We start from the raw sequence: 24436 nt of genomic DNA on the forward strand, positions 1-24436 counted from the left end.
AACCCGTCGAGCGCGCGACCCCCCCCCCCCCCCCCCCCCCCCCCCCCCCCCCGGGGCGGCCCCCCCCCCCCCCCCCCCCCCCCCCCCCCCCCCGGGGGGGGGCCCCCCCCCCCCGCGGGGGGGGGGGGGGGCCACGAAACGCGGTGCGCCGCCGCACACCGGGCCCCTGGCCAGGCCGGGCACGAGCGGGTAGGCTCGACCTCGGTCGGGCGGTACTCCCGGCCCCGGGCGTGCACGACAGCGCGCAGTCGGGATCACCATCCTCCCCGAGTCACCCACGGTCACGAACGGCACCCGCCGCGAAGGCCGTGCCGCCGGCAGATCGTCACGATCGGCCGGCCCGTGGCCACCATCGGGTCGAGAGAACGGCGCCCGCCGACCACCCCAGGTTCCATGACACTCGCACCCCCGCGCCCCACCGCGCCGTCGTCCACCCCGTCCGCCCGCTTCCCGTGGGCCGGCCTGATCGCCATCGCCGTCGCCACGTTCCTCTCGATCTCGGGCGAGATGCTGCCGACCGGCCTGCTGCCCGAGATGAGCGCCGACCTCGGCGTCACCGAGTCGAGCATCGGCCTGCTCGTCAGCGTCTTCGCCTTCACGGTCGTGCTCACCAGCACCGGCCTCACCCACCTCACCCGTCGCCTGCCCCGCCACCTGATCGTTGTCGGCCTGATCGTCGTCCTGGCGATCAGCGCGGGCCTCACCGCGATCGCACCGACCTACGAGCTCGTGCTCGCCAGCCGCGTGCTCGGCGGTCTCGCCCACGGCATGTTCTGGGCCATCGGCGGCGCCTACGCCGGTCACCTCGTGCCCCGGGCCCAGGTCGGCCGCGCGCTCGCCGTCGCGATGAGCGGGGGCACCCTCGCGTTCGTGCTGGGCGTCCCGCTCGGCACCGCGCTCGGCCAGGCCCTCGGCTGGCGTGAGGCGTTCGGCATCCTCGCCGGGCTCATGGCGCTCGGTGCGGTCTTCGTCTACAAGTTGCTGCCGCCGGTCGGTCGGGGCACGGCGCACGAGTCGGTGCCGGAGCCGGTGACCGACGCGGTCCCGACGCTGGTCGACGGCACCGCGCCTCCTGCGGGGGCCGTCCGTCGCCGTCGCTCGCTGCCGAGGCCGAGCGTGCTCGGCGTCGTCCTGAGCTGCGTGATCACGGCGGTCTTCATGATCGGCCACTACTCGTTCTTCACCTACATCACGCCCTACCTCGTGCGCTCGACCGGGGTGCCCGAGCAGGGTCTGGCCGCGTGGCTCTTCGCGTTCGGCGTCGCCGGGGCCGTGGGGCTCGGCATGGTCGGGTGGTTCCTCGGGGCGCGACCGCGGGTGAGCATCCCGATCGGCGTGGCCGTGGTCGGACTGGCCGTGACCGGCATGCTCGTGTTCGAGGGCATGCTCGTGCCGTCGCTGGTGGCCTTCGTGCTGTGGGGCGTGACGTTCGGAGCGCTGCCGCCGCTGTTCCAGACCCGGATGCTGCAGGTAGCCCCCGAGCGGATGCGCGACCTCGCGAGCGCCTTCTACACGACCGGCTTCAACGCCGGCATCGGCGGGGGAGCACTGATCGGTGCCCTCGTGCTCGACGGGTCCGGGCTCGACTCGCTGCCCGTCCTCTACATCGTGGTCGCCGCGGTGGTGCTCGTCGCCGTGCTGGCCAGCGACCGCCTGCTCGCCCGTCGGTCGGCCCGCCCCGCCGCCTGAGCGGCGCCGCCGGGACGAACGAAGACGCAGGAGGCGCGACTCGCGTGAGTCGCGCCTCCTGCGTCCGAGGCGGTGCGGATGGTGCTGTTGGGTCAGCGACGGCGACCGGGCTGCTGGTAGCCACCGGCCTGGCCGTTGCCGCCGCCGCGCTTGTTCATGATCTTCTTGATGACGAAGCCCACGATGAGCGGGGCGAAGCGTCGGAGCAGTGATGCCATGGGGTGCCTCCTGGGGCGATGGTGCACGGGTCGTGCGGTCGAGCCGGTCGGCTCGGTGGGGTGCGGCCCGCGGTGCTGCGGGGACGATCGTGTCGGGACGACCGCCGCGGGTACCAGTGAACTCGCTGTCTACTGAACCCGCTGCGAGTCGTTCGCGCCGTCCGAGTCGTCGTCCTGTCCGGCGATGAAGATGTCGCTGACCTCGATGTTGATCTCGACGACCTCGAGCCCGACGAGCTGGGTGATGGCGTCGGCGACGGCCTGGCGGACGTCGTCCGCCACCTGCTGCACCGACAGCGGGTAGTCGACGACGATGCTGAGGTCCGCGGCGGCCTGGGTCTCGCCGACCTCGACCTTGACGCCCTGGCCGTGGTCCTGCTGGCCGACGGCGGTGCGCAGCGCGCCCACGGCACGCGACGCGCCGCCACCGATCGAGTGGACGCCGGGCACCTGACGGGCGGCGATGCCCGCGACCTTGGCGACGACGCCGTCGGCGATCCGCGTGGTGCCCGCGGCGTCGGACGACACGGTCGAGGCACCGTCCACGCGCGCGGCGCCGTCGACGCGCGAACTGCTGGTCAGGGTGGCGGGGGTGGGAGCGGCGGTGTTCGACATCTCGGGTCCTCTTTCGGCTGGGGGAGTCGTGCGGATGGTCGTGCGGTGGTCGTCGTGCGAGCGGGCGTGTCCGGGCGAACCGGGGCGACCCGTGCTGCACGTCAATGAGACGCCGCGCCCGCCCCGTTCGTCACGGTGAACATGCTGGCAACCCGCTGAGTGCCCACGTCTACTGTCGGGGCATGCAGCGCACCCGGTGGATCTTCCTCGACCAGCTCGGCCCGCACTTCGACGACGGCGACCCGATGCTGCTGGTCGAGAGCCGGTCGTCGTGGCGGGGCCGCACCCTGCACCGCGCCAAGCTGCAGCTGATCCTGTCGGCGATCCGGCACCGGGCGGCCGAGCTCGGCGACCGTGTCGACTTCCGGCAGGTCGAGCACTACTCCGAGGCCCTCGAGGGGCGGGACGACCTGCAGGTGGTCGACCCCACCTCGTACCGGGCGCGCCGTCTCGTGCGGTCGGTGGGAGCCGAGGTGCTGCCGAGCCGCGGCTTCGTCTCGAGCGAGGCCGAGTTCGCCGAGTGGGCCGCGGGTCGCCAGGGCGGACGCGGCCCTGGCCGGTCGGCAGGCGCGACGGCGGACGCCGACGACGCCCGTCGAGGAGGCGCGGGTCGACCGACCCGCGCGTCCGGCGGTCGACCGGCACCGCGCCTCCTGATGGAGGACTGGTACCGGGCGGTGCGCCAGCGCACCGGACTGCTGATGGAGGGCCCGCAGCCCGTCGGAGGCCAGTGGAACTACGACCACGACAACCGCGAGAAGCCGCCGAAGGGGGCGGCCACTCTCGGGCTGCCGCCGCAGGAGTGGCCCGAGGAGGACGAGATCGACGCCGAGGTGCGGGCCGACCTCGACCGCTGGGAGCGCGACGGGGTCGTCCGCCTCGTCGGCGACGACGCGCCCCGACGGTTCGCGGCGACCCGGGCCGAGGCGACGGCCGCGCTGGCGGACTTCGTCGAGGTGCGGCTGCCCGACTTCGGCCCGTTCGAGGACGCCACGCTGTCGGGCGACTGGACGATGGCGCACTCCCTGCTCAGCGCCCCCATGAACCTCGGGTTGCTCGACCCGCGCGAGGTCGTCGAGGCCGCCGTCGCGTCGTACCAGGCCGGAGACGCCCCCCTTCGGAGCGTCGAGGGGTTCACCCGGCAGATCGTCGGCTGGCGTGACTGGGTCTGGCACCTCTACTGGCACCTCGGCGAGGACTTCGCGACGACGAGCAACGCCCTCGGGGCGACGCAGCCCCTGCCCGAGGTGTTCGCCGGGCTCGACGTCGAGGCCGTCGAGGCCGAGTGCCTCAGCGAGACGCTCGACGGCCTGCGGCGGCACGGCTGGAACCACCACATCCAGCGGCTGATGATCCTCGGCAACTGGGCCCTGCAACGCGGGGTCGACCCGGCGGCACTCAACCAGTGGTTCGTCGACATGTACATCGACGGCACGCCCTGGGTGATGCCGGCCAACGTCGTGGGCATGTCGCAGCACGCCGACGGCGGGATCGTCGCGACGAAGCCGTACGCGTCGGGTGGTGCCTACATCGATCGCATGACCGACCACTGCGGTCCGTGCCGGTTCGACCCGAAGAAGCGGCTCGGCGAGGACGCCTGCCCGGTGACCGCCGGCTACTGGGCGTTCCTCGACCGCGTCGAGCCGGTGCTCTCGGGCAACCCGCGCATGGGCCAGCAGTTCGCCGGGCTCCGCGGGCTCGCCGACCGCGAGGCCGTCGTCGAGCAGGAGCGCACCCGCACGACCTGGTGAGCCGCGGCGACCGACGCCGCCGGAGGTCGCACCACCGTCGCGGGGGGGGACCCCCCGCCCGGGGGGGGGGGCCCCCCCGCGGCCCGGGGGGCGCCGCGGGGGGCCCCCGGGGGGGGGGGGGGGGCCCCCCGCCCCCCCCCCCCCCCCCGGGGGGGCCCGGCGCCCCCCCCGCCGGGGGGGGGCCCCCCCCCGGGGGGGGGGCCCCCCCCGGGGGGGGGGGGGTCCCCCCCCGCGGCGACGGTGCGTCCTCGGAGGTGCCCCTCGTTAGGGTGACGGGAGCACCGGGCACAGCGAGCCCGAGGCAGATCACGAGGGAGCCCCCGATGACCACGACCATGCGCAGAACGGCCGTGACGGCCACCACCACGGGCGTGCTCGCCCTCGGCCTGCTGCTCGCCGGCTGCACCTCAGGAGGCGCGGGTGACGGTGACGAGGCCGGTTCCGGCGGGTCCTCGGCCGGCTCGACGGAGGGCACCTTCGACGACCTCGCCAGCTGCGACGACGTCGGCTCGGCACTCGGCGGCGTCGTCGACGGCCTCGAGCTGCGCGACGACAGCACGTTCTCGGGTGACCAGGCGAACTGCCAGTGGGCCACCCCGACCACCGAGGCGACCGACGCCGCCGACGTGACGGCGATCGTCGTCCTCGCCCAGCGCCAGGAGTTCAGCGCCGACGACATCAGCGCCCAGACCTCGCAGATCGAGGGCACCGAGGGGGTCGAGACCGTCGACGACTCGCGCGTCCAGGCGTTCGGCGGCCAGGCCTTCTCGCAGTCGGTGACGCAGCAGGGCATCACGGCCTCGGCCAGCACGGTCCTCTCGCCTCACGGCCTGATCGCCGTCACGGCGACCGGTGCGGGGGACGACGCCCCGCTCAGCACCGACGAGACGCTCGACGCCGCCTACGGCCTCTTCGACTGAACCCCGCCGGGGCGGGCGTCTGTCCTCGTGACGCGCCCGCGCCTCCTCGTCCGACCACTCGACGTCACGCGCCGGCGATCGGGGCGGGCACGGGCGCCGAGTGGGCAGAAGATGCTCTCCGCCGACGTGTGAGTAGCATTTTCTGCCCACTCGGCGCAGCGACGCCCAGCCGAGCCGTGCCGTGCCGTGCCGTGCCGGGGCTCAGCCGACGCTGAGCTTCTCGAGCACGAAGTCGGCGATGACGCGTTGGCCGGCGTCGTTCGGGTGCACCCCGTCGGCCGAGAGCAGCGAGGCGATCCCGTCGGCGGGCAGGGCGTCGGCGAGGTCGACGTAGGCGCTGCCGGTCTCGGCCGCGAGGCGCTGCACGACGGCGTCGTACTCGGCGGCATCGCCGGCCAGCCCCTCGGTGAGGTTCGTGCCCGGCACGAACTCGCCCATCAGCATGACCGACGGCGGGTCGTCGAGGCTCTGCAGGCCGTCGATCAGGGTGCGGTAGTCGTCCTCGAACTGGTCCGGCGTGCGGCTGAACGCGTCGTTGGCGCCGAGCGTGATCGTGACCAGGTCGGGCTTGGTCGCGGCGATCGAGTCGAGGAACCCGGGCAGGTCGGCCGTGAAGGTGCGGGCCGTGGCGCCGGAGCGGGACGAGTCGAAGAGCGTGATGCCGCGGTCGCGATCGCCGTCGAAGGCGGTGAGGCCCTCGAGGTCGACCGGCGTCTGCGCATGGATCGTCACGGTGTGTGCGCCCGCGTCGAGCCCGGTCACCGACGTGATCCCGCTGGTGGCCATGGAGTCGCGGGTGTCGACCTCGATCGCCTCGCCGTCGTCGACGGCGTAGTCGAAGGTGCCGCGTCCGCTCGACCACCAGAGGTCGAGGTCGGTGCCCGTGAACGGGTACGTGGTGGTCGCGCCGGCACCGAGGGTGACCGCGCGGTAGCCGAGGTCGGCGGTGCGGGACGATGCCGACACCGACCCCTCGCTGCTCGAGGCCCAGCGGGCCCAGGTCGAGGCCGGGGGAGCGACGGCGAACGCGGCCGGCCGGTAGCCGACCCCGCCCGGCACGTCGTCGGTCGGGTAGCGCTCGCGCAGGCCGTCGAGGGTCAGGTCGATCCACCGGGAGTCCACGGTCGAGGCGCCCATGCCCTCGGAGATCGAGTCGCCGACGGCGACCCAGCGGGCGGAGTAGTCGTCGCGGGCGTCGAGGGCGGTCGCCCAGTCGGCGAGCTCCGAGGAGGCGCGGGTCGGCTGGGGAGAGGAGATCCCGTCCGTGGAGGCGCCGCCCGTGGGCTCGCTCGGGTCGGTCGGGGCCGCCGTGCAGCCCGTGAGCAGGGCGAGGGCAGCGGCGACCGCGACCAGTCGGGTGGTTCGGGTCATGACGACGACGGTAGTCGAGGGGCGCGGGGGTCGTTCACCGGCGACGGCGTCGGCGCCCTCACGACTCGGTGACGGTGCCGCCCTCGACCCTCCAGTGGCGATCGAGCCGGACCGTCTCGAGCATGCGCCGGTCGTGCGTGACGAGCAGCAGCGTGCCGTCGTACGACTCGAGGGCCTGCTCGAGCTGCTCGATGGCGGCGAGGTCGAGGTGGTTCGTGGGCTCGTCGAGCACGAGCACGTTGACGCCTCGGGCCTGCAGCAGGGCGAGGCCGGCGCGGGTGCGTTCGCCGGGCGAGAGCTCGTCGACCGGACGCGAGACGTGGTCGGCCTTGAGCCCGAACTTGGCGAGCAGCGTCCGCACCTCGGCCTGGGGCCAGTCCGGCACGAGCGCCTCGAACGCGTCGGCCAACGGCACGTCGCCGGCCAGGAGTGCCCTGGCCTGGTCGATCTCGCCGACGGCGATGCTGGCTCCGCGACTCGCGCCTCCTTCGCTGGGGGCCTGGCGGCCGAGCAGGCCGCGCAGCAGGGTCGACTTGCCGGCGCCGTTCGGGCCGGTGATGCCGATGCGGTCGCCGCCGTCCACCTGCAGCGACACCGGACCGAGCACGAACTCGCCCGTCGCGGGGTCGCCCTGGCGGAACACCGCACCGCTGAGGGTCGAGACGACCGAGCTCGACCGGGGTGCGGCTCCGATCGTGAACTCGAGCTGCCACTCTTTGCGGGGCTCGTCGACCTCGTCGAGGCGGGCGATGCGGCTCTCCATCTGGCGGACCTTCTGCGCCTGCTTCTCGCTCGACTCGGCCGAGGCCTTGCGACGGATCTTGTCGTTGTCGGGCGCCTTCTTCATCGCGTTGCGGACGCCCTGGCTCGACCACTCTCGCTGCGTGCGGGCGCGGCCGACGAGGTCGGCCTTCTTCTCGGCGAACTCGTCGTAGGCCTCCCGGGCGTGACGGCGGGCCGTCTCGCGCTCGTCGAGGTAGGCGTCGTAGCCGCCGCCGAAGACGCGGTTCGACGACTGCGCGAGGTCGAGCTCGAGCACCTTCGTCACGCATCGGGCGAGGAACTCGCGGTCGTGGCTGACGAGGACGATGCCGCCCCGCTGCCCCTGCACGAAGCGCTCGAGTCGTTCGAGGCCGTCGAGGTCGAGGTCGTTCGTGGGCTCGTCGAGCAGCGCGACGTCGAAGCGGCTGAGCAGCAGGGCGGCGAGGCCGACGCGGGCGGCCTGGCCTCCGCTGAGGCCGGTCATCGGGCTGTCGGGGCCGACGGCTCCGTCGCCGTCACGGTCGAGGCCGAGGTCGGCGAGCACCTGCGGCAGGCGGTCGTCGAGGTCGGCGGCGCCGCTGGCGAGCCACCGGTCGAGGGCGGTCGAGTAGACGTCGGCGGGTTCGAGGCCGTCGGCTCGGGGAGCCGGGTCGGGGTCGCCGAGGGCGGCGGCGGCGGCGTCCATCTCGGCGGTGGCCTGCGTGCTACCCGTGCGGCGGCCGATGTAGTCGGCGACGGTCTCTCCGGGCACGCGCTCGTGCTCCTGCGGCAGCCAGCCGACGAAGGCGTCGCCGGGGTTGAGGGTGACCGTGCCGGCCTGCGGCTCGTCGACCCCCGCCAGGAGGCGCAGCAACGTCGACTTGCCGGCCCCGTTCACGCCCACCACCCCCACGACGTCACCCGGGGCGACGGTCAGGTCGAGGTCGTCGAAGAGGGTGCGGTGCCCGTGGCCGCCGGCCAGGCCCTTGGCCACGAGTGAAGCGCTCATCCGGCCATTCTCGCGTACCGGGCGCCGGCCCGCGAGGCGGCCCTGGCGCCCTCCAGGCGGGGCTGGCATGCTCGGGGGCATGGCCTCCCTCACTCGTCCCCGCCGCGGCAAGATCATCGCCGGAGTCTGCGCCGCCCTCGCGAACCGCTTCGGCATCAGCGCCTTCCTGGTGCGCCTGATCTTCGTGCTGTCGATCATCCTCCCCGGGCCCCAGGTGCTCGTGTACCTCGTGCTCTGGGTCGTGTTCCCGAAGGAGAACCGCTAGTCCTCGCCACACGGGTCTGCCGATCGCCGGGTCGCGGCCCTCGCCCTGCGGGGCGCCGGGCGCGTGGCGCCGGACTGGGGCGCCGGGCGCGTGGCGCCGGGTCGGTGCGCCGGGTCAGGGCGCTGGGTCAGCCCTTGGGCAGGGACCGCAGCAGCGCCTCCTGCAGGTAGCCCAGCCAGTCGAAGACGTGGCCCATCGCCTGCAGCTGTCGGTCACCGCCCTCGGGGAGGCCGTCGCCGGTGGCCCCCAGGCGCTCGCCGAGGGTCAGGCGCAGGTCGTTGAGGGTGCGCAGCCACGACTGCTGGGCGGCACGGTCGAGCGTCGACCCCGGATCGCCGAGCGTCGCCAGCACCGCCCGGCCGTTCTCGACCTTGCGCCGGGTCAGGTCGTCGGCCGTGAACCGCCGGAACTCGGCGGCCGCCTCGGCGTCGTCCCGGTACGCCGCCGGCAGGAGGCGCGCCAGGGCCGGATCGCCCTCGTCACCGTTCTCGAGCAACGACAGCAGTTGACCGACCAGGTCGGTGAGCAGGCCCCGCTCGTCGGCGTCGAGCCGCACGCGGATCTCGTCGCCGCCCCGGGGGCGGACGAACGGCACCAGCGTCACGCCTCGTCCTCCTTCGAGAGGGTCGCCCACAGGCCGTAGTCGTGCATCGCCTCGACGTGCCGCTCCATCTCTTCGCGGTTGCCCGTGGCGACGACCGCACGACCCTCGGTGTGTACCCGCATCATCAGGCGCTTAGCCTCGGCCCGGCCGAAGCCGAAGTAGGTCTCGAAGACGTGCGTGACGTAGGTCATCAGGTTGACCGGGTCGTCCCAGACGAGCGTCACCCAGGGGGTGTCGGGCGAGGTCAGGAGGCGCTGGTCGGCCTCCGTTCCCGTGCGGGTGTCGTCGAGGGTGGGGCTCACCCGTCCAGGGTGTCACACGGTCGCCGAGCGGGTTCCCCGTCAGGGGTCGTCTTGTTATGCTGTGCGGGTCGCGACTGGCGTTCAGATGGTCACCATCGGGGAGCGACTGACACACGTGCGTGGCCGTACGCCTGGGCCACGACATCCGACCTCCGTCCGTCCCGTGTGCCAAGGAGTCCTCCGTGACCATCTCCGACCAGACCGCCGCCTCGTCCGCCGAGTCGACCGATCGCCAGCCGTCGACCTTCAACCAGCCGCTCTCGGTCGTCGACCCCGAGATCGCCGCCGTCCTCGAGCAAGAGCTCGGGCGCCAGCGCGACTACCTCGAGATGATCGCCTCCGAGAACTTCGTGCCGCGTGCCGTGCTCGAGTCGCAGGGCTCGGTGCTGACGAACAAGTACGCCGAGGGCTACCCGGGTCGTCGCTACTACGGCGGTTGCGAGTTCGTCGACGTCGCCGAGAACCTCGCCATCGAGCGCGCCAAGTCGCTGTTCGGCGCCGAGTTCGCCAACGTCCAGCCGCATTCGGGTGCCCAGGCGAACGCCGCCGTGCTCGCCGCGATCGCCGACATCGGCGACACGATCCTCGGTCTCGAGCTGTCGCACGGCGGCCACCTGACCCACGGCATGAAGCTCAACTTCTCGGGCAAGATGTACAAGGCCGTGGCCTACGAGGTCGACCCCGAGACCTACCTGATCGACATGGACGTCGTCCGTCGCCAGGCGATCGAGCACCAGCCCAAGGTCATCATCGCCGGCTGGTCGGCCTACCCCCGTCAGCTCGACTTCGCGGCCTTCCGTGCCATCGCCGACGAGGTGGGTGCCTACCTCTGGGTCGACATGGCGCACTTCGCCGGCCTCGTCGCCGCGGGCCTGCACCCGTCGCCCCTGCCGCACGCGCACGTGGTCTCGTCGACGGTGCACAAGACCCTCGCGGGTCCCCGCTCGGGCGTGATCCTCTCGAACCACGAGCCGCTGTTCAAGAAGCTCAACTCGGCCGTGTTCCCGGGCCAGCAGGGCGGGCCCCTGATGCACGTCATCGCCGCCAAGGCGACGGCGTTCAAGCTCGCCGCCGAGCCCGAGTTCAAGGACCGTCAAGAGCGCACCATCCGCGGTGCCCAGGCCCTCGCGGCCCGCCTCACGGCCGACGACGCCAAGGCCGCCGGGGTCGACGTGCTGACCGGTGGCACCGACGTTCACCTGGTGCTCGTCGACCTCCGCGCCAGCGAGGTCGACGGCAAGCAGGCCGAGAACCTGCTGCACGACGTCGGCATCACGGTGAACCGCAACTCGGTGCCGTGGGACCCCCGCCCGCCGATGGTCACCTCGGGCGTGCGCATCGGCACGTCGGCCCTCGCCACCCGCGGCTTCTCGGATGACGAGTTCGCCGAGGTCGCCGACATCATCGCGCTCACCCTGATGCCCTCGCCCGACGTCGAGGCCCTCGCGGCCCGCGTCAAGGCGCTGACCGACGCGTTCCCGCTCTACGCGTGAGCGCTGACGTCGCGGCCGGGACTCCGGCGGGCGTCGGGGTCGAGGCCTCGTCACGGGGTGCGGTGGGCGTCGAGCGTGCCCGTTTCGTCCCCGGCGACGACTCGTCCGCCGTGAAGATCGACGGCAATGCTCTGGCCGCCGCCGTCAAGGACGACCTGCGCCTCCGGGTGGACGCCCTCAAGGCCCGGGGCATCGCGCCGGGACTCGGGACGATCCTGGTCGGGGCGAACCCCGGTTCGCTGTCCTACGTCGCGGGCAAGCACCGTGACTGCGCCGAGGTCGGCATCGAGTCGATCCGCATCGACCTGCCCGACACGGCGACCGAGGACGAGATCCGTCGGGCGATCGAGACGATGAACGCCGACCCCGCGGTCACGGCGTTCATCATCCAGTTGCCGTTGCCCGCCGGCATCGACCCGACGGCGATGCTCGAGCTCATGGACCCGGCCAAGGACGCCGACGGCCTGCACCCGGTCAACCTCGGCGAGCTCGTGCTGGCCGTGCCCGGCGGCAAGGGGTCGATCGACACGCCCCTGCCCTGCACGCCGCGCGGCATCGTCGAGATGCTGCACGCCTACGACATCCCGATCGCGGGGACGCACGTCACGATCATCGGCCAGGGGCTGACGGTCGGGCGGCCGCTCGGGCTGCTGTTGACCCGCCTCGAGGCGACGGCGACGCTGACGCACTCCCGGACGGTCGACGTCGCCGCCGAGGTGCGCCGGGCCGACATCGTCGTGGCCGCCGCGGGCGTCGCGGGGCTGGTCAAGCCGGACTGGGTGAAGCCCGGGGCCGCCGTGATCGACGTGGGCATCACCCGCGTGCTGAACGAGGAGACGGGCAAGTACAAGCTGCGCGGAGACGTCGACCCGGCCGTCGCCGCGGTCGCGGGCTTCCAGTCGCCCGTGCCGGGTGGGGTCGGGCCGATGACCCGGGCCATGCTGCTGAAGAACGTGGTCGAGGCCGCCGAGCGTCCCTGACGCCAGGGCCCGCGGTGTGTGCTGCCGCTGCCCGCACCACGCCCTCATCCCGCCACGAACGACATACGCCGCCACGCAATGACGTGGCGGCGTATCGACTTCGTGGCGGGGAGCACTGCCGCCGCTCCCACCACGCCAGAAGATGGGCACAGCGCCATGTTTTCCCCTGGCGCTGTGCCCATCCCCTGGCGCTGTGTCCAACTCGTGGCGCTGTGCCCGTGGCAGGGCAGCCCGGCGTCAGGCGTCGCGGCGGGCGCCCTCGGCGGCGTGCACCGTGAAGACGGTCGGAGCCGTGTAGCCGGCCTCGGCGAAGGCGGCGACGATCGCGGCTTCGACGTCGGCGCGGGCCTCGGTGGGGACGAGCGCGATGGCCGACCCGCCGAAACCGCCACCCGTCATGCGGGCACCCACGGCGCCGGTCGCCTGGGCGGTGGCGACGGCGAGGTCCAACTCGGGGACCGAGATCTCGAAGTCGTCGCGCATCGACACGTGCGAGGCGTCGAGCAGGTGGCCGATCGCCTGCGGGCCGTCGGTGCGCAGCGTGCGGACGGTGTCGAGCACGCGCTGGTTCTCGGTGACGACGTGACGGACGCGACGGAAGGTCTCGTCGTCGAGCAGCTCTTCGGCCCGACCGAGGTCGTCGGCGTCGAGGTCGCGCAGGGAGTCGACGCCGAGGGCGGCGGCACCCTTCTCGCACGACGCGCGGCGCTCGACGTAGCCGCCGGTGGCGTGGGCGTGCTCGACGTGCGTGTCGACGACGAGCACCTCGAGGCCGGCGGCGGCGAAGCCGAGGTCGACGACGTCGGCGTCGAGGCTGCGGCAGTCGAGGAACACGCCCGAGTCGGCCTCGCCCAGCAGCGACGCGGACTGGTCCATGATGCCCGTCGGTGCGCCGACGACCTCGTTCTCGGCGAGTTGCCCGACCGCGGCCAGGGCCGAGCGGTTGACGTCCAGCGACCAGAGCTCGGCGAAGGCCACGGCCACCGAGCACTCGAGCGCCGCGGACGACGAGAGCCCCGCGCCGACCGGCACCTCGGATTCGACGAACAGGTCGAGGCCGGGGACGCCCGACAGGTCGATGGTCGACAGGTCGCCCCCGGCGGCCGCGAACGAGGGTGAGTCGGCGCGGTCGTGTGCGACCGACAACGCCCAGGCGATGCCGAGGGCGTACGCCGACCACCCCGACATCGATGCCGGGTCGAGGTCGTCGAGCGACACCTCGTGCACGCCGCCCTCGAACGACGACGCCACGCGCAGCAGGCGGTCGTCGCGCCGACCGACGGTGACGGTGGTGCGTCGGTCGATGGCGAAGGGCAGCACGAAGCCGTCGTTGTAGTCGGTGTGCTCGCCGATGAGGTTCACGCGGCCCGGGGCGGACCAGCGTCCGGCGACCTCGGTGTCGAAGACCTCGCGGAAGCCCTGGGGAGTGGTGGTGTCGGTCATGATCGCTCGATCGCCTCTCGGATTCGGTCGGCCTGCACCTCGGGGACGAGGTCGCCCACCCAGGCTCCCATCGCCGCCTCGGAGCCTGCCAGGAACTTCAACTTGCTCTCGGCCCGGCGAGGCGAGGTGATCTGCAGCATCAGGCGCACGGTGTCGCGTCCGACGCCGACGGGGGCCTGGTGCCAGGCGGCGATGTAGGGCGTCGGGTCGTCGTACAGGCCGTCGACACCCCGCAGGAGGCGCCGGTACATGACCGCGAGTTCGTCGCGTTCGTCGTCGGTCAGCGCCGCGAAGTCGGGGGCGTGACGGTGCGGCAGCAGGTGGATCTCGATGGGCCATCGCGCGGCGAACGGGACGAACGCCGTGAAGTGCTCGCCCGCGAGGACGACGCGGGGGCCGGAGCGTTCGCGGTCGAGCAGGTCGGCGAAGAGGGTCGGCCCGTAGGTCTCGATGCTGTCGAGCAGCCGCGTGGTGCGCGGCGTGACGTAGGGGTAGGCGTAGATCTGACCGTGCGGGTGGTGCAGGGTGACGCCGATGGCCTGGCCGCGGTTCTCGAAGGGGAACACCTGCTGGATGCCGGGCAGCGCCGACAGGGCGGCCGTGCGGTCGGCCCAGGCCTCGACCACGGTGCGGGCGCGTGACTCGCTCAGGTCGGCGAACGACCCGTGGGTCTCGGGGCTGAAGCAGACGACCTCGCACCGGCCGACGCTGCGCAGGGTGCGTTCGAGGCCGATGCGGGTCAGGTCGTCGAGGCCCTCGGGAGCGTCGTCGCTCTCGAGCAGCGGCCCGAACGACGGCGAGCGGTTCTCGAACACGGCGACGTCGTAGACGTCGGGGATCTCGGACGGGTTGGTCTCGCTGGCCGGCGCCAACGGGTCGAGCTCGGCCGGGGGCAGGAACACACGGTTCTGCCGCGACGCGGCGATCGAGACCCACTCGCCGGTGAGGACGTCCTGTCGCATGGTCGCCGTGTCGGGTCGCGGATCGAGCGTGCGCGCGTCGACGCGGCGCTCGGCCGTGAGCGTGGTGTCGGCGTCGTCGAAGTAGATGAGTTCGCGACCGTCGGACAGGACCGTCGCGCGTTTCGTGATGGACGACATCGCGCCTCCTTCAGTTCGGGGCACTCGCGACCACGATTTGCAGTTGCGAAAGTACGTGAAAGCATACGAAACTAGCCGGGTGAACGGCAACTCGACCCCGCCCCCGGTGCCGCAGCCCGCGCCGCTGCCGGGTGAGCGGCGCCGCGACCGCATCGCCGACCTCGTCGGGCGTCGCGGCTTCGTCCGCACGGCCGAGCTGGCGCGCGAGTTCCGGCTGTCCGAGGTGACGATCCGCACCGACCTCGAGAGCCTGGCGGCCGACGGCCTCCTCTCGCGCGTGCACGGCGGGGCGCTGTCCGTCGACCGCCCGGCCGAGCGACCGTTCGAAGAAGAGAGCTCGGTCTCGACCGAGGCCAAGCGGGCCATCGGGGTCGAGGCCGCGTCGCTCGTACGGTCGGGTGACTGCGTCGTGCTCGACGTCGGCACGACCACCACCCAGATCGCTCTGGCCCTGCTCGAACGGCACGACCTCGAGGGCGTCGTGGTCGTGACGAACGGCCTCACCATCGCGCTGGCGCTCGAACAGGCCGTGCCCCGGTTCACGGTCATCGTGTCCGGCGGCACCCTGCGGCCGTTGCAGCACTCCCTGGTCAACCCGCTGGCGACGAGCGTGTTCGCGAGCGTCACGGCCGACCTGGCGTTCATCGGCTGCACCGGCGTCCACGCCCTCCACGGGGTGACGAACGTCAACCTGCCCGAGACCGACCTCAAGCGCCTCATGACCCAGACCGCCCGCCGGTCGTACATCGTCGCCGACGGCAGCAAGCTCGGCGAGGCCCACCTCGGCGTCATCGGTCCGCTCGACACCTTCGAGGCCCTCATCACGGCGGGGGCCGACGAGGCGCCCGTCGCCGAGCTGCGTCGAGCCGGCCTCGCCGTCGTCACCGCAGGAGGCGCGGGCGAGGTCGACGCGCCTCCTCGCGACCCTGCCCCCTCGCGTCCCTGAGCCCGGGCCCCCGTCGCGGGGCCTCGAGCGATCCCGGACGCCACCGACACCCGAGAGCGAGACTGGAACGATGACGACGAGCAGCCCGACCGGAGAACAGTACGACCTCGCCCTCGAGCACGACGGGCACCGCGTCACGGGTGTGGTCACGCAGGTGGCGGCGGGCATCCGCGCGCTGGCCGTCAACGGCATCGCCCTGACCGAGACGTTCGGTGCCGACGAGGTGCCGCCGTCCGCCTGCGGCATCACCCTCGTGCCCTGGCCGAACCGGGTCGCGCGCGGCCGATGGACGCTCGACGGCCGCGAGCAGCAGCTCGACCTGACCGAGCCGTCCAAGGGCAACGCCAGCCACGGGCTGCTGCGGTACACGGCCTACCAGGTGGTCGACCGCGAGCCCCACGCCGTGACGCTCGGAGCGACGGTGTTCCCCCAGCACGGCTATCCGTTCGAGCTCGACACGAGCGTGCGGCACGAGCTCGTCCCGGACGGCATGGTGGTGACGCACACGATCACGAACGTCGGCCCGGACCGGGCCCCGTTCGCCGTCGGGTCGCACCCGTTCTTCCGTGTGGGCGACCACGATCCGGCGACGCTGACCGTCACGCTGGCGGCCTCGACGCGCTACGAGACCGACGAGGCGAGCATCCCGGTCGGGACGGTGCCGGTGGCCGGCACCGAGTTCGACCTCTCGCAGGGCCCTCGCCTGGGCGACCTCGACCTCGACACGGGTTACCGCGACGTCGAGCCCGACGCCGACGGCATCCGCACGACGACCTTCACGGCCCCCGACGGCTCGGCGACCGAGCTCTGGCAAGACCCGTCGTTCGAGTACGTGCAGGTGTTCACGCCCCGCAACTTCCCCCGGGACGGGGTCGAGGGGCTGGCCGTCGCCGCCGAACCGATGACGGCACCGGCCAACGCGCTGGCCTCGGGCGAGGGCCTGCGCTGGCTCGAGCCGGGCGAGACGTGGACGGGCACGTGGGGCGTGCGGTACCGGGCGTCCGGCTCATGACGATGACGTGGCGGTTCGTCGCAACTCGCTCGAGCGTCGATGTCCAGAAAACGCGAACCTGAGACCGGCGCGATGCCGGGCGCGTAACGTCGACTGCTGTCTCCCCAGGGTCCCGTAACCCTGGCGTACCCCGTAACGACTGCGTCGGCTTGCCCGACACGTGTCGCGAGGAGGCCGAGCGCCCCTCCCGGCCCGAACCGGAGGGGCGCTTTCTCTCGCCCTCAACAGACTCGTCGAGACGCGGAGGCGGACAGGGCGTATGTTCTGCCCATGCCAGGTGGGTGGGACCCACCTGAAATCGGGGGACAGGATTCGGGTTCGGTCTCTCGTGGTGGGGCCGCCGCATTCGGGTGCGACGTCGGCCCCACCTTCCTGGTCGGAAGACGGCCGTCCGTGACGGGCGACGACGACGTCGGAGCGATGTGGTGACGGCGACGCGTACAGGTGGGCCCCGTGGGGCTCGAACCCACGACCCGCGGATTAAAAGTCCGATGCTCTACCAACTGAGCTAGAGGCCCGTGCGCGTCCACTTTACGGGATGCCGCGCCTCCTGGCCGCCAGGCCGACCCGCGCCTCCCCGGTGTCGACGGGTGTCGACGGGTGCGCCCGGTGCAGGCGGTGATGCCGTGGGCGAACGCCCGGCTCGGTGTCGGTGGTCGCGCCTATCGTGGGTCCGGTGCCGAGACCATTCCACCGCCCGACCCAGTTCTCGGGGTCCGAGTTCGAAGCCTTCCAGGGCGGAGACGACCCCGCGACGATGAACCGCGTCGCCCACGAGTCGGCCTCGGCCCTCGTCGCGCGCGTCAAGCACGACCCGAGCCCCGAGATCCTCGACCGGCTCGTCACCTTCACCGACCAGCACGGCATCGACGCGGTCGCCGAGCTCTGGGCCCGGGCCAGTCCCCACAGCCTTCCCGGCGCCCTCTGGCGCATCTACCTCGTGCGGGCCGTCATCCGGCAGAACCCGGTCGAGGTCACCCAGCTCTTCGAGCGCGGGGTCGAGGCCGCCACCACGATCGACCCGGTCGTCGCGGGTGCGCCCGCTCCGGCCAGCCCGGAAGAGATCCTCGAACTCGCCGACCTGATCCTCCGCGGGGTCTTCGTCGGCGACTTCGCCATCGCCCTCGAGCGGGGTGCCGCGTTCTGCCGCCTCGCCGCCGCCGGCGCCACCTCGGTCGCGGACGACCAGGACGCCGTAGGGTCCGACCGCGCGGGCGAGCTCACCCGTCGCGCCCTGCGCTTCAGCGAGCTCGGGGTCGACCTCGTCGCCTGCGCCCACCTGTGGCGCGACGACAGCCTCGACTGAGCGCCGGGGCCAGCGCCGCGCGGGCGGGCCTGCGCCGCGCTGAGGAGGGCGGCACGGCCGAGCGCCGACCGCCGACCGGCGACCGCCCCCCGCTCGACACGCGCGGACCCGCCTCGCGTTCGCACGACGCGAACTCGGCGGACCGCTCGGCCCGAGGCGGGTAAAGTCTTCCCTGTCGGGCCGCAGTAACCCCGGGCTCCAAATTTAGCCGCTTCGAGCGGCCTCGCGCCGAGAGGCGTTTCTGCGGTCCGGCGCCTCTTCCTCCCGAGGTGGGTCCTCGGTCGAGAGCCGACGTGACGACCGACCGTCGGCCTCCTTTCCGCCGGCACCGCGGCTCGTCGGCTCGTCGGTGTGGGAACGTTACGAGCAGGCGACGGCGTCGGGCGATCGCTGGGTGACGGTGAGCGACGCGTCGGGGCGAACCCGTCGGCCCCTGGACGGCTGTCGGTCCGCCCCTGTCAGGTTCGACACCCGGGGTCCGGCCGGACACCACGAGCGTGCCGGGATGTTCACCCAATCCGGCGGGCCCCCCGTGCCGAATCATTGACGTGAGGGATCCACGATCCCCCGCCGACTCCCGTCCTCCCTTAGTTTCGGGCGTCGGCGGGCTGGTCTCCCTGCGATGCACCGGGCCTGAACGCCATCCCAGACGGACGCATCGCAGGGAGTCCCGTCCGCACCACGAACACCGCACCACGAACACCGCACCACATCACGATCCGCCCCGGATCGTGACCCACGACCCGACGAACAGTGCGACCGGAGGTGAACCCTGACATGCTCGAACTCGTGACCCGAGAGACAGAGACACCCGAGAGCGGGCCTGCTCCGTCGACCCCCGACATGTTGTTGCCGCGGGTCGCGCAGGGTGATCAGGCCGCTTTCGCCGAGCTGTACGACCAGACGGCGCCCCGCGTGCTGGGTCTGATCAAGCGCCTCCTGAAAGACCACGCCCAGTCCGAAGAGGTGGCCCAAGAGGTCTTCCTCGAGATCTGGCAGAACGCCACGCGCTTCGACTCCACCCGGGGCAGCGCCGCCAGCTGGATGCTCACGATGGCGCACCGACGAGCCGTCGACCGCATCCGCGCCTCCCAGGCCGGCCGCGATCGCGACCTCAAGATCGGCGTGCGCGACCTCGAGACCGACTTCGACTCGGTCACCGAGTCCGTCGAGATCCGCATCGAGCACGAGCGGGTCGAGCGGGCCCTCGGACGCCTCACCGAACTGCAACGGCAGGCGGTGAAGCTCGCCTACTACGGCGGCCTCAGCCACAGCGAGGTCGCGAAACTGTTGGACGTGCCGATCGGCACGGTCAAGACCAGACTGCGCGACGGCATGATCCGTCTGCGCGACGAGATGGGGGTGGCTTCGTGACCGACCACGACGAGCCCACGCACGGCCGCCACGCGGACGACGCGGGCACCACGAGAACCGACACCGACAACCTGTCCGGCGCCTACGTGCTCAACGCACTGAGCGACGACGAACGACACGCGTTCGAGGCACTCCTCGACGACACATCAGACCAGCACGACGACACCAGGACGGAGGTGGCCGAATTGAGAGAGACCGCATTGTTGCTCGCTCACGCGGCCCGGCCCGTCACCCCGTCGGCCGGGCTCCGCGCAAGCGTGCTCGACCTCATCGCGTCGACGCCGCAGCTCGCGCCGCTCACGGCGACGGCGGCCCCGACGAGCCCCACGGCAGACCACGACCTCGCGACGACCGCAGGAGGCGCGGGTGACGACGACCACGCACGTCGCGTCGAGCGCACCCCCGCCCCCGAGATGGAGCCGAGCGAATCCGAGGGTGCTCGCGTCCTCACGCCGACCGGCGCCGCGCACCGTCGTTGGTTCACGCGCCCCGTCGCCGTCCTCGGGGCGGCCGCCGCGGCCGCCGCGCTCTTCTTCGGCGGTGGAGCCCTCGTCGAGGGCCTCGGTCAGTCCGGCCAGCAGCAAGAACAGCAGGCCTCGGGCATCGACGAGATCTACGCCGCGAGCGACTTCCAGCGCTCGGTGGCCGACGTCAGCACCGGCGGCAAGGCGACCCTCATCTGGTCGGACGAGCTCGGTCGCTCGGCCGTCGTCGTGGACGGGATGACCTCGCTGCCCGGCGACCAGACCTACGAGCTCTGGTACATCAACGATGACGGCGCCGTCCCCGCGGGCACCTTCGACGCCTCGTCGAGCGCCCCGGCCACTCACCTGCTCAAGGGTGAGATGAACGCGGGCGACACCATCGGCATCACGGTCGAGCCGGCGGGAGGCTCGTCCTCGCCGACCAGCGACCCGGTCGTCGCCATCCCCAGCGCCTGACCCGTCGCCACGCCAGAAGAGGCGGTCCACCACGTGGTGGACCGCCTCTTCTCGTGTGCCCCTCACGGACACGCCGCGGGTGGGTGCGCCTCACCCCGAGGAGGCGCGGCGCCGATCAGCCGAAGCGTCCCGACACGTAGTCTTCCGTGGCCTGCACGCTCGGGTTCGAGAACATCTTCGCGGTGTCGTCGTACTCGATGAGCTTGCCGGGCTTGCCGGTGCCCGCGATGTTGAAGAACGCGGTCTTGTCGCTGACGCGGCTGGCCTGCTGCATGTTGTGGGTCACGATGACGATCGTGTACTGCTGCTTGAGCTCCTCGATGAGGTCCTCGATGGCGAGCGTCGAGATCGGGTCGAGGGCCGAGCAGGGCTCGTCCATCAGCACGACGTCGGGGGAGACCGCGATGGCCCGCGCGATGCAGAGGCGCTGCTGCTGACCACCCGAGAGGCCCGAGCCGGGCTTGTCGAGGCGGTCCTTGACCTCGTTCCAAAGGTTCGCGCCCTGCAGCGACGACTCGACGAGGCCGTCCTGGTCGCTCTTCGACATGCGACGGTTGTTGAGCTTGACGCCCGCGAGCACGTTGTCGCGGATGCTCATCGTCGGGAACGGGTTGGGGCGCTGGAACACCATGCCGACCTGTCGACGGACCAGGACGGGGTCGACGCCGGGGCTGTAGAGGTCGTTGCCGTCGATCAGCACCTCGCCCTCGACGTAGGCACCGGGGATGACCTCGTGCATGCGGTTCAGCGTGCGCAGGAAGGTCGACTTGCCACAGCCGGACGGGCCGATGAACGCGGTGACCGTGCGGGGCTCGATGGTGATGTTGACGTCTTCGACAGCCTTGAACTTGCTGTAGTAGACGTTGAGGTCGTTGACCTCGATGCGCTTGGACACGGTGATTCCTTCGGGGTGGGAGCCGGGCGGGAGCCGGGACGGGGTGTGGGTCGGGGCGGCCGGGTCAGCGGCCGAGCTTGGGGGCGAAGACGCGGGCGATCACGCGGGCCAGCAGGTTCAACGCCATCACCAGGAGGATGAGGGTGAGGGCCGAGGTCCAGGCTCTGTCGATGAACGCGGCGGCGTCGGTGCCCTGGCTGACGTACGAGCTGTAGGCGAAGACCGGAAGCGACTGCATGGCTCCGCCGAACAGGTTGTAGTTCATGTTCGCCGTGAACCCGGCGGTGATCAGCAGCGGAGCCGTTTCGCCGACAACGCGGGCGATGGCGAGCATGACGCCCGTCGTGATGCCGGCCACCGACGTGGGGATGACCACCTTCAGGATGGTCAGCCACTTCGGCACGCCGAGGGCGTACGACGCCTCGCGCAGCTCGTTCGGCACCAGCTTGAGCATCTCTTCGGTGCTGCGCACGACGACCGGGATCATCAGCACGGCCAGGGCGACCGAACCGGCCGCGCCCATGCGGACGCCCGCACCGAAGAAGATGACGAACAAGGCGTAGGCGAACAGGCCGGCGACGATCGACGGGATGCCCGTCATGACGTCGACGAAGAACGTGATGGAGCGGGCCAGGCGGCCCTGGCCGTACTCGACGAGGTAGATGGCCGTGAGCAGCCCGATCGGCACGGAGATCACCGCGGCGAGGGCGGTGATCAGCAGGGTGCCCGTGACGGCGTGCAGCCCGCCGCCGCCGGCGCCGACGATGTTGCGCATCGACATCGAGAAGAAGTCGGCGTCGAACCGGTTCGTCCCGGACGTCACGACGGTGATGAGCAACGACACCAGCGGTACGAGCGCGATGATGAAGGCGGCGCTCACGAGGGTGGTGACGACGCGGTCCTTCGCCCGGCGGATGCCCTCGACCTGCATCGCGACGACGAACACGAGCGCGGCGTAGAGCACGGTCCCGAGGACGATCGCGCCGACCCAGTTGAAGGTCTCGGTGACGCCGGCTGCGTTCAGGAGGGCGAAGACGACGCCCATGACGACCCAGCTGCCGAGCAGGATGACGAGGGGCGCGGCCTTGGGCAGGCGCCCCGTCGTGAGGGCGTTGACCGTGCGGGTGGACCGGCGCACGCCGGCGGTGGTGGTGGCCATCAGTTCGCTCCCGAGAAGGCCTTGCGGCGGTTGATGACGTAGCGGGCGATCGAGTTGACGATCAGGGTGATGACAAAGAGCACGAGGCCCGTCGCGATGAGGGTGTTGATCCCGATGTCGTGTGCCTCGGGGAACCTCAGGGCGATGTTGGCCGCGATCGTCGACGAGTTCGTCGACGTGAGGATCGCGGGGTTGATCACGAGGGCGGGTGACAGCACCAGGGCGACGGCCATGGTCTCGCCGAGCGCGCGTCCGAGCCCCAGCATGGCCGACGAGATGATGCCGGGCCGGCCGAAGGGCAGCACGGCGATCTGGATCATCTCCCACCGGGTGGCGCCGAGGGCCAGGGCGGCCTCCTCGTGCAGCACGGGCGTCTGCAGGAAGACCTCGCGGCTGAGGGCGGTGATGATCGGGAGGATCATCACGGCGAGCACGATCGAGGCGGTCAGCAGCGTGCGCCCGGTGCCCGAGACGGGGCCGGCGAAGAGCGGGAACCAGCCGAAGGTGTTCACGAGCCAGTCGTAGAACGGCTGGATCGCCGGGGCGAGCACGATGCTGCCCCACAGGCCGAAGACGACCGAAGGCACCGCGGCCAGGAGGTCGATGACGTAGCCGAGGCCCTGGGCGAGCTTGCGGGGAGCGTAGTGCGAGATGAAGAGCGCGATGCCGATGGCGACCGGCAGGGCCATCAGAAGGGCCAGCGCGGCGGCGTAGACGGTACCGAAGGCCAAGGGGCCGACGTACTGCCAGAAGGTGCCGGGGTAGCCCGAGAGCGAGACCTCGCCCGGGGCGGCGGTGAGTGCCGGGATGCTCTGCACGACGAGGAAGAGGGCGACGGCGGCCAGGATCGCGAGGATGAGACCACCCGCGACGACGGTGCTGCCCGAGAAGATCCGGTCGGCGGGACGTCGCTTGGGCTTCGGGACGACGGCGGGGGCCGAGGTCGTGGCGGGGGCGGTCATCGGACGGGGTCCTCCGGAGGCTCGGGTGGGGATCGGGGGCGAACGGGTACGAACGGGTGCGGGTGTGCAGGTGGTGCTGGTGCAGGTGCTGGTGGTGCCTGTCAGGCCGACGGCCCGGGAACGCACGCGGTGCGTTCCCGGGCCCCCGAGGTGGTGCGGTGTTACTTGATCAGTGCGATGGCGTCGGCGACCTGACCCGAGAGGGTGCTCGAGATCGGGGCCGAACCGGCGGCGTCGGCCGCGGCCTTCTGGCCTTCTTCGCTGGTGACGTACGAGAGGTACGCCTTCACGAGCTCGCCCTTGGCGGCGTCCTCGTACGACTCGCAGGCGACGAGGTAGCTGACCAGGACGATCGGGTACACGCCGGATGCGGTCGAGGTCCGGTCGAGCGCGATGGCGATGTCGCCCTCGGTGCGGCCTTCTTCTTCGGGCGACTCGTCGACGATGGCGGCAGCGGCCTCGGCCGAGTAGCCGACGAAGTCGTCGCCGACCTTGACCTTGACGGTTCCGAGGTCACCGGCGCGCGAGGCGTCGGCGTAGCCGATGGTGCCGGTGCCGTTGGTGACGGCGTCGATCACGCCGGTGGTGCCCGAGGCGCCCTCGCCGCCGAACGCGGTCGGCCAGGTGCCGTCGGCCTCTTCGGTCCAGGTGTCGCCGGCCGTGGCGTGCAGGTAGTCGGTGAAGTTCTCGGTGGTGCCCGAGTCGTCCGAACGGTGGACGGCGGTGATGCCCGTGCTGGGCAGGTCGGCGTCGGGGTTGTCGGCCTTGATCTCGGAGGCGTCCCAGGTGGTGATCTTGCCGCTGAAGATGCCGGCGAGGGTGGCGGGCGTCAGGTTGAGCTCGTCGACGCCGTCGAGGTTGAAGACGACCGCGATGGGCGAGACGTAGGCGGGCAGCTCGACGATGCCGGTGTCGGGCGTGCAGCCGGCGAAGGTGCTCGACGAGATCTCGTCGGTCTTGAACGCGCGGTCGGAACCGGCGAAGTCCGCGGCACCCGAGATGAAGCTCTCGCGGCCGCTGCCCGAGCCGGAGGGCTCGTAGCCGATGTTGGCGTCGGGGTTGGCGGTCTGGAAGGCCGCGACCCAGGCCTCCTGGGCGGCCTGCTGCGACGAGGCGCCGACGCCCTTGATGGAGCCGGAGACGTCGCTGGACGATGCGCCGCCCGAAGGCGTGGCGCCGCCTTCGTTGCTGGCGCAGGACGCGAGGAGCATGGTTCCGACCGCGGCGATCGCGACGATGCTGCCGGTGCGCTTGAAGTTCACAGGGGGGTCCTTTTCGGGATGTGATGGCTGGGTGCTGTGGGCCAGGTGCCGACCCGTGCGAGACGCTACGGCGACGGG

The 24436-nt window shown here is 72.0% G+C and carries 23 protein-coding genes, 1 tRNA gene and 1 riboswitch; of the genes, 11 read left to right on the top strand and 13 right to left on the bottom strand.

Annotated features, from left to right (window positions below; all coding sequences use genetic code 11):
* Window positions 1–393 precede the first annotated feature (393 nt).
* Window positions 394–1689, top strand: coding sequence for an MFS transporter (locus ACVJ1F_RS13660; RefSeq protein ID WP_456886860.1), 1296 nt, complete (start codon window positions 394–396; stop codon window positions 1687–1689).
* Window positions 1690–1781: 92 nt separating this feature from the next.
* On the opposite strand, the gene ACVJ1F_RS13665 is transcribed toward ACVJ1F_RS13660, so the two are convergent.
* Window positions 1782–1907 (bottom strand): hypothetical protein, encoded by a 126-nt coding sequence (locus ACVJ1F_RS13665; RefSeq protein WP_255349713.1) that lies wholly within the window; start codon window positions 1905–1907, stop codon window positions 1782–1784.
* Between the two features lie 129 nt (window positions 1908–2036).
* Entirely contained in the window at window positions 2037–2522 is a 486-nt protein-coding gene (locus ACVJ1F_RS13670; protein ID WP_456886862.1) for an Asp23/Gls24 family envelope stress response protein, read from the bottom strand.
* 182 nt (window positions 2523–2704) lie between these two features.
* On the opposite strand from ACVJ1F_RS13670, the gene ACVJ1F_RS13675 reads away from it, so the two are divergent.
* Window positions 2705–4273 carry a cryptochrome/photolyase family protein gene (locus ACVJ1F_RS13675; protein ID WP_456886864.1) on the top strand — a complete coding sequence of 523 codons (1569 nt, stop codon included), beginning with the start codon at window positions 2705–2707 and terminating at the stop codon, window positions 4271–4273.
* A 323-nt stretch (window positions 4274–4596) separates the two neighbouring features.
* Window positions 4597–5193: a hypothetical protein gene (locus ACVJ1F_RS13680; RefSeq protein WP_456886866.1), complete on the top strand. Its 597-nt coding sequence runs from the start codon at window positions 4597–4599 to the stop codon at window positions 5191–5193.
* Window positions 5194–5394: 201 nt separating this feature from the next.
* Here ACVJ1F_RS13680 and ACVJ1F_RS13685 read toward each other — a convergent pair whose 3' ends face one another.
* Window positions 5395–6564, bottom strand: a complete 1170-nt coding sequence (locus ACVJ1F_RS13685; RefSeq protein WP_456886868.1) for an SGNH/GDSL hydrolase family protein — start codon at window positions 6562–6564, stop codon at window positions 5395–5397.
* A 58-nt stretch (window positions 6565–6622) separates the two neighbouring features.
* Window positions 6623–8314: an ABC-F family ATP-binding cassette domain-containing protein gene (locus ACVJ1F_RS13690; RefSeq protein ID WP_123571212.1), complete on the bottom strand. Its 1692-nt coding sequence runs from the start codon at window positions 8312–8314 to the stop codon at window positions 6623–6625.
* A 79-nt stretch (window positions 8315–8393) separates the two neighbouring features.
* Between ACVJ1F_RS13690 and ACVJ1F_RS13695 the strand changes: the two genes are divergently transcribed.
* On the top strand, window positions 8394–8579 hold the full coding sequence (locus tag ACVJ1F_RS13695) for a PspC domain-containing protein (protein WP_054147120.1): 186 nt from the start codon (window positions 8394–8396) through the stop codon (window positions 8577–8579).
* Between the two features lie 127 nt (window positions 8580–8706).
* Here the strand turns inward: ACVJ1F_RS13695 and ACVJ1F_RS13700 are convergent, their stop codons facing one another.
* Entirely contained in the window at window positions 8707–9183 is a 477-nt protein-coding gene (locus ACVJ1F_RS13700; protein WP_456886871.1) for a DUF2017 domain-containing protein, read from the bottom strand.
* Window positions 9180–9485 carry an ATP-dependent Clp protease adapter ClpS gene (gene clpS, locus ACVJ1F_RS13705; RefSeq protein WP_123571211.1) on the bottom strand — a complete coding sequence of 102 codons (306 nt, stop codon included), beginning with the start codon at window positions 9483–9485 and terminating at the stop codon, window positions 9180–9182. The genes ACVJ1F_RS13700 and clpS overlap by 4 nt, the downstream gene beginning before the upstream one ends.
* Window positions 9486–9545: 60 nt before the next feature.
* Window positions 9546–9629: riboswitch (ZMP/ZTP riboswitch) on the top strand.
* Window positions 9630–9673: 44 nt separating this feature from the next.
* Here clpS and glyA point away from each other — a divergent pair.
* The gene (glyA, locus tag ACVJ1F_RS13710; protein ID WP_456886968.1) at window positions 9674–10978 is read left to right on the top strand and encodes a serine hydroxymethyltransferase; all 1305 of its coding nucleotides are present in this window, start codon (window positions 9674–9676) and stop codon (window positions 10976–10978) included.
* Window positions 10979–11040: 62 nt separating this feature from the next.
* Window positions 11041–11958, top strand: coding sequence for a bifunctional methylenetetrahydrofolate dehydrogenase/methenyltetrahydrofolate cyclohydrolase (locus ACVJ1F_RS13715; RefSeq protein WP_456886969.1), 918 nt, complete (start codon window positions 11041–11043; stop codon window positions 11956–11958).
* 237 nt (window positions 11959–12195) lie between these two features.
* Here ACVJ1F_RS13715 and galK read toward each other — a convergent pair whose 3' ends face one another.
* Complete coding sequence (galK, locus tag ACVJ1F_RS13720) at window positions 12196–13401, bottom strand: galactokinase (protein WP_056043260.1); 1206 nt, start codon at window positions 13399–13401, stop codon at window positions 12196–12198.
* Window positions 13398–14501 carry a galactose-1-phosphate uridylyltransferase gene (galT, locus tag ACVJ1F_RS13725; protein WP_054146884.1) on the bottom strand — a complete coding sequence of 368 codons (1104 nt, stop codon included), beginning with the start codon at window positions 14499–14501 and terminating at the stop codon, window positions 13398–13400. Before galT ends, galK begins: the two co-directional genes overlap by 4 nt.
* A 55-nt stretch (window positions 14502–14556) precedes the next feature.
* On the opposite strand from galT, the gene ACVJ1F_RS13730 reads away from it, so the two are divergent.
* Together ACVJ1F_RS13730 and ACVJ1F_RS13735 are read left to right on the top strand one after the other, a co-directional pair.
* The gene (locus ACVJ1F_RS13730; protein ID WP_402752898.1) at window positions 14557–15447 is read left to right on the top strand and encodes a DeoR/GlpR family DNA-binding transcription regulator; all 891 of its coding nucleotides are present in this window, start codon (window positions 14557–14559) and stop codon (window positions 15445–15447) included.
* 70 nt (window positions 15448–15517) lie between these two features.
* Window positions 15518–16459: an aldose 1-epimerase family protein gene (locus tag ACVJ1F_RS13735; protein ID WP_456886874.1), complete on the top strand. Its 942-nt coding sequence runs from the start codon at window positions 15518–15520 to the stop codon at window positions 16457–16459.
* Window positions 16460–16904: 445 nt separating this feature from the next.
* Here the strand turns inward: ACVJ1F_RS13735 and ACVJ1F_RS13740 are convergent.
* A tRNA-Lys gene (locus ACVJ1F_RS13740) sits at window positions 16905–16977 on the bottom strand.
* A 158-nt stretch (window positions 16978–17135) separates the two neighbouring features.
* On the opposite strand from ACVJ1F_RS13740, the gene ACVJ1F_RS13745 reads away from it, so the two are divergent.
* From ACVJ1F_RS13745 to ACVJ1F_RS13755, 3 genes are all read left to right on the top strand, one after another.
* Window positions 17136–17765, top strand: coding sequence for a DNA-directed RNA polymerase subunit beta (locus ACVJ1F_RS13745; protein ID WP_456886876.1), 630 nt, complete (start codon window positions 17136–17138; stop codon window positions 17763–17765).
* A gap of 777 nt (window positions 17766–18542) precedes the next feature.
* On the top strand, window positions 18543–19139 hold the full coding sequence (locus tag ACVJ1F_RS13750; protein ID WP_056043251.1) for a sigma-70 family RNA polymerase sigma factor: 597 nt from the start codon (window positions 18543–18545) through the stop codon (window positions 19137–19139).
* Complete coding sequence (locus ACVJ1F_RS13755) at window positions 19136–20080, top strand: anti-sigma factor (RefSeq protein WP_456886878.1); 945 nt, start codon at window positions 19136–19138, stop codon at window positions 20078–20080. Before ACVJ1F_RS13750 ends, ACVJ1F_RS13755 begins: the two co-directional genes overlap by 4 nt.
* Before the next feature lie 115 nt (window positions 20081–20195).
* On the opposite strand, the gene pstB is transcribed toward ACVJ1F_RS13755, so the two are convergent.
* The 4 genes from pstB to ACVJ1F_RS13775 form a co-directional block, all read right to left on the bottom strand.
* The gene (gene pstB, locus ACVJ1F_RS13760; RefSeq protein ID WP_043597259.1) at window positions 20196–20975 is read right to left on the bottom strand and encodes a phosphate ABC transporter ATP-binding protein PstB; all 780 of its coding nucleotides are present in this window, start codon (window positions 20973–20975) and stop codon (window positions 20196–20198) included.
* Between the two features lie 64 nt (window positions 20976–21039).
* Complete coding sequence (gene pstA, locus ACVJ1F_RS13765) at window positions 21040–22134, bottom strand: phosphate ABC transporter permease PstA (RefSeq protein ID WP_137847467.1); 1095 nt, start codon at window positions 22132–22134, stop codon at window positions 21040–21042.
* Window positions 22134–23096, bottom strand: coding sequence for a phosphate ABC transporter permease subunit PstC (gene pstC / locus ACVJ1F_RS13770; protein ID WP_137847466.1), 963 nt, complete (start codon window positions 23094–23096; stop codon window positions 22134–22136). Before pstC ends, pstA begins: the two co-directional genes overlap by 1 nt.
* A gap of 161 nt (window positions 23097–23257) precedes the next feature.
* Complete coding sequence (locus ACVJ1F_RS13775; RefSeq protein WP_402752895.1) at window positions 23258–24358, bottom strand: phosphate ABC transporter substrate-binding protein PstS; 1101 nt, start codon at window positions 24356–24358, stop codon at window positions 23258–23260.
* Window positions 24359–24436: the final 78 nt, after the last annotated feature.

The sequence above is a fragment of the Frigoribacterium sp. 2355 genome (assembly GCF_054060695.1).

What these genes read in the sequence shown, in the direction of transcription:
- ACVJ1F_RS13660 (WP_456886860.1), top strand. Translation starts at nt 394, where the DNA reads ATGACACTCGCACCCCCGCGCCCCACCGCGCCGTCGTCCACCCCGTCC.
- ACVJ1F_RS13665 (WP_255349713.1), bottom strand. Translation starts at nt 1,907, where the DNA reads ATGGCATCACTGCTCCGACGCTTCGCCCCGCTCATCGTGGGCTTCGTC.
- ACVJ1F_RS13670 (WP_456886862.1), bottom strand. Translation starts at nt 2,522, where the DNA reads ATGTCGAACACCGCCGCTCCCACCCCCGCCACCCTGACCAGCAGTTCG.
- ACVJ1F_RS13675 (WP_456886864.1), top strand. Translation starts at nt 2,705, where the DNA reads ATGCAGCGCACCCGGTGGATCTTCCTCGACCAGCTCGGCCCGCACTTC.
- ACVJ1F_RS13680 (WP_456886866.1), top strand. Translation starts at nt 4,597, where the DNA reads ATGACCACGACCATGCGCAGAACGGCCGTGACGGCCACCACCACGGGC.
- ACVJ1F_RS13685 (WP_456886868.1), bottom strand. Translation starts at nt 6,564, where the DNA reads ATGACCCGAACCACCCGACTGGTCGCGGTCGCCGCTGCCCTCGCCCTG.
- ACVJ1F_RS13690 (WP_123571212.1), bottom strand. Translation starts at nt 8,314, where the DNA reads ATGAGCGCTTCACTCGTGGCCAAGGGCCTGGCCGGCGGCCACGGGCAC.
- ACVJ1F_RS13695 (WP_054147120.1), top strand. Translation starts at nt 8,394, where the DNA reads ATGGCCTCCCTCACTCGTCCCCGCCGCGGCAAGATCATCGCCGGAGTC.
- galK (WP_056043260.1), bottom strand. Translation starts at nt 13,401, where the DNA reads ATGACCGACACCACCACTCCCCAGGGCTTCCGCGAGGTCTTCGACACC.
- galT (WP_054146884.1), bottom strand. Translation starts at nt 14,501, where the DNA reads ATGTCGTCCATCACGAAACGCGCGACGGTCCTGTCCGACGGTCGCGAA.
- ACVJ1F_RS13735 (WP_456886874.1), top strand. Translation starts at nt 15,518, where the DNA reads ATGACGACGAGCAGCCCGACCGGAGAACAGTACGACCTCGCCCTCGAG.
- ACVJ1F_RS13750 (WP_056043251.1), top strand. Translation starts at nt 18,543, where the DNA reads ATGCTCGAACTCGTGACCCGAGAGACAGAGACACCCGAGAGCGGGCCT.
- pstA (WP_137847467.1), bottom strand. Translation starts at nt 22,134, where the DNA reads ATGGCCACCACCACCGCCGGCGTGCGCCGGTCCACCCGCACGGTCAAC.
- pstC (WP_137847466.1), bottom strand. Translation starts at nt 23,096, where the DNA reads ATGACCGCCCCCGCCACGACCTCGGCCCCCGCCGTCGTCCCGAAGCCC.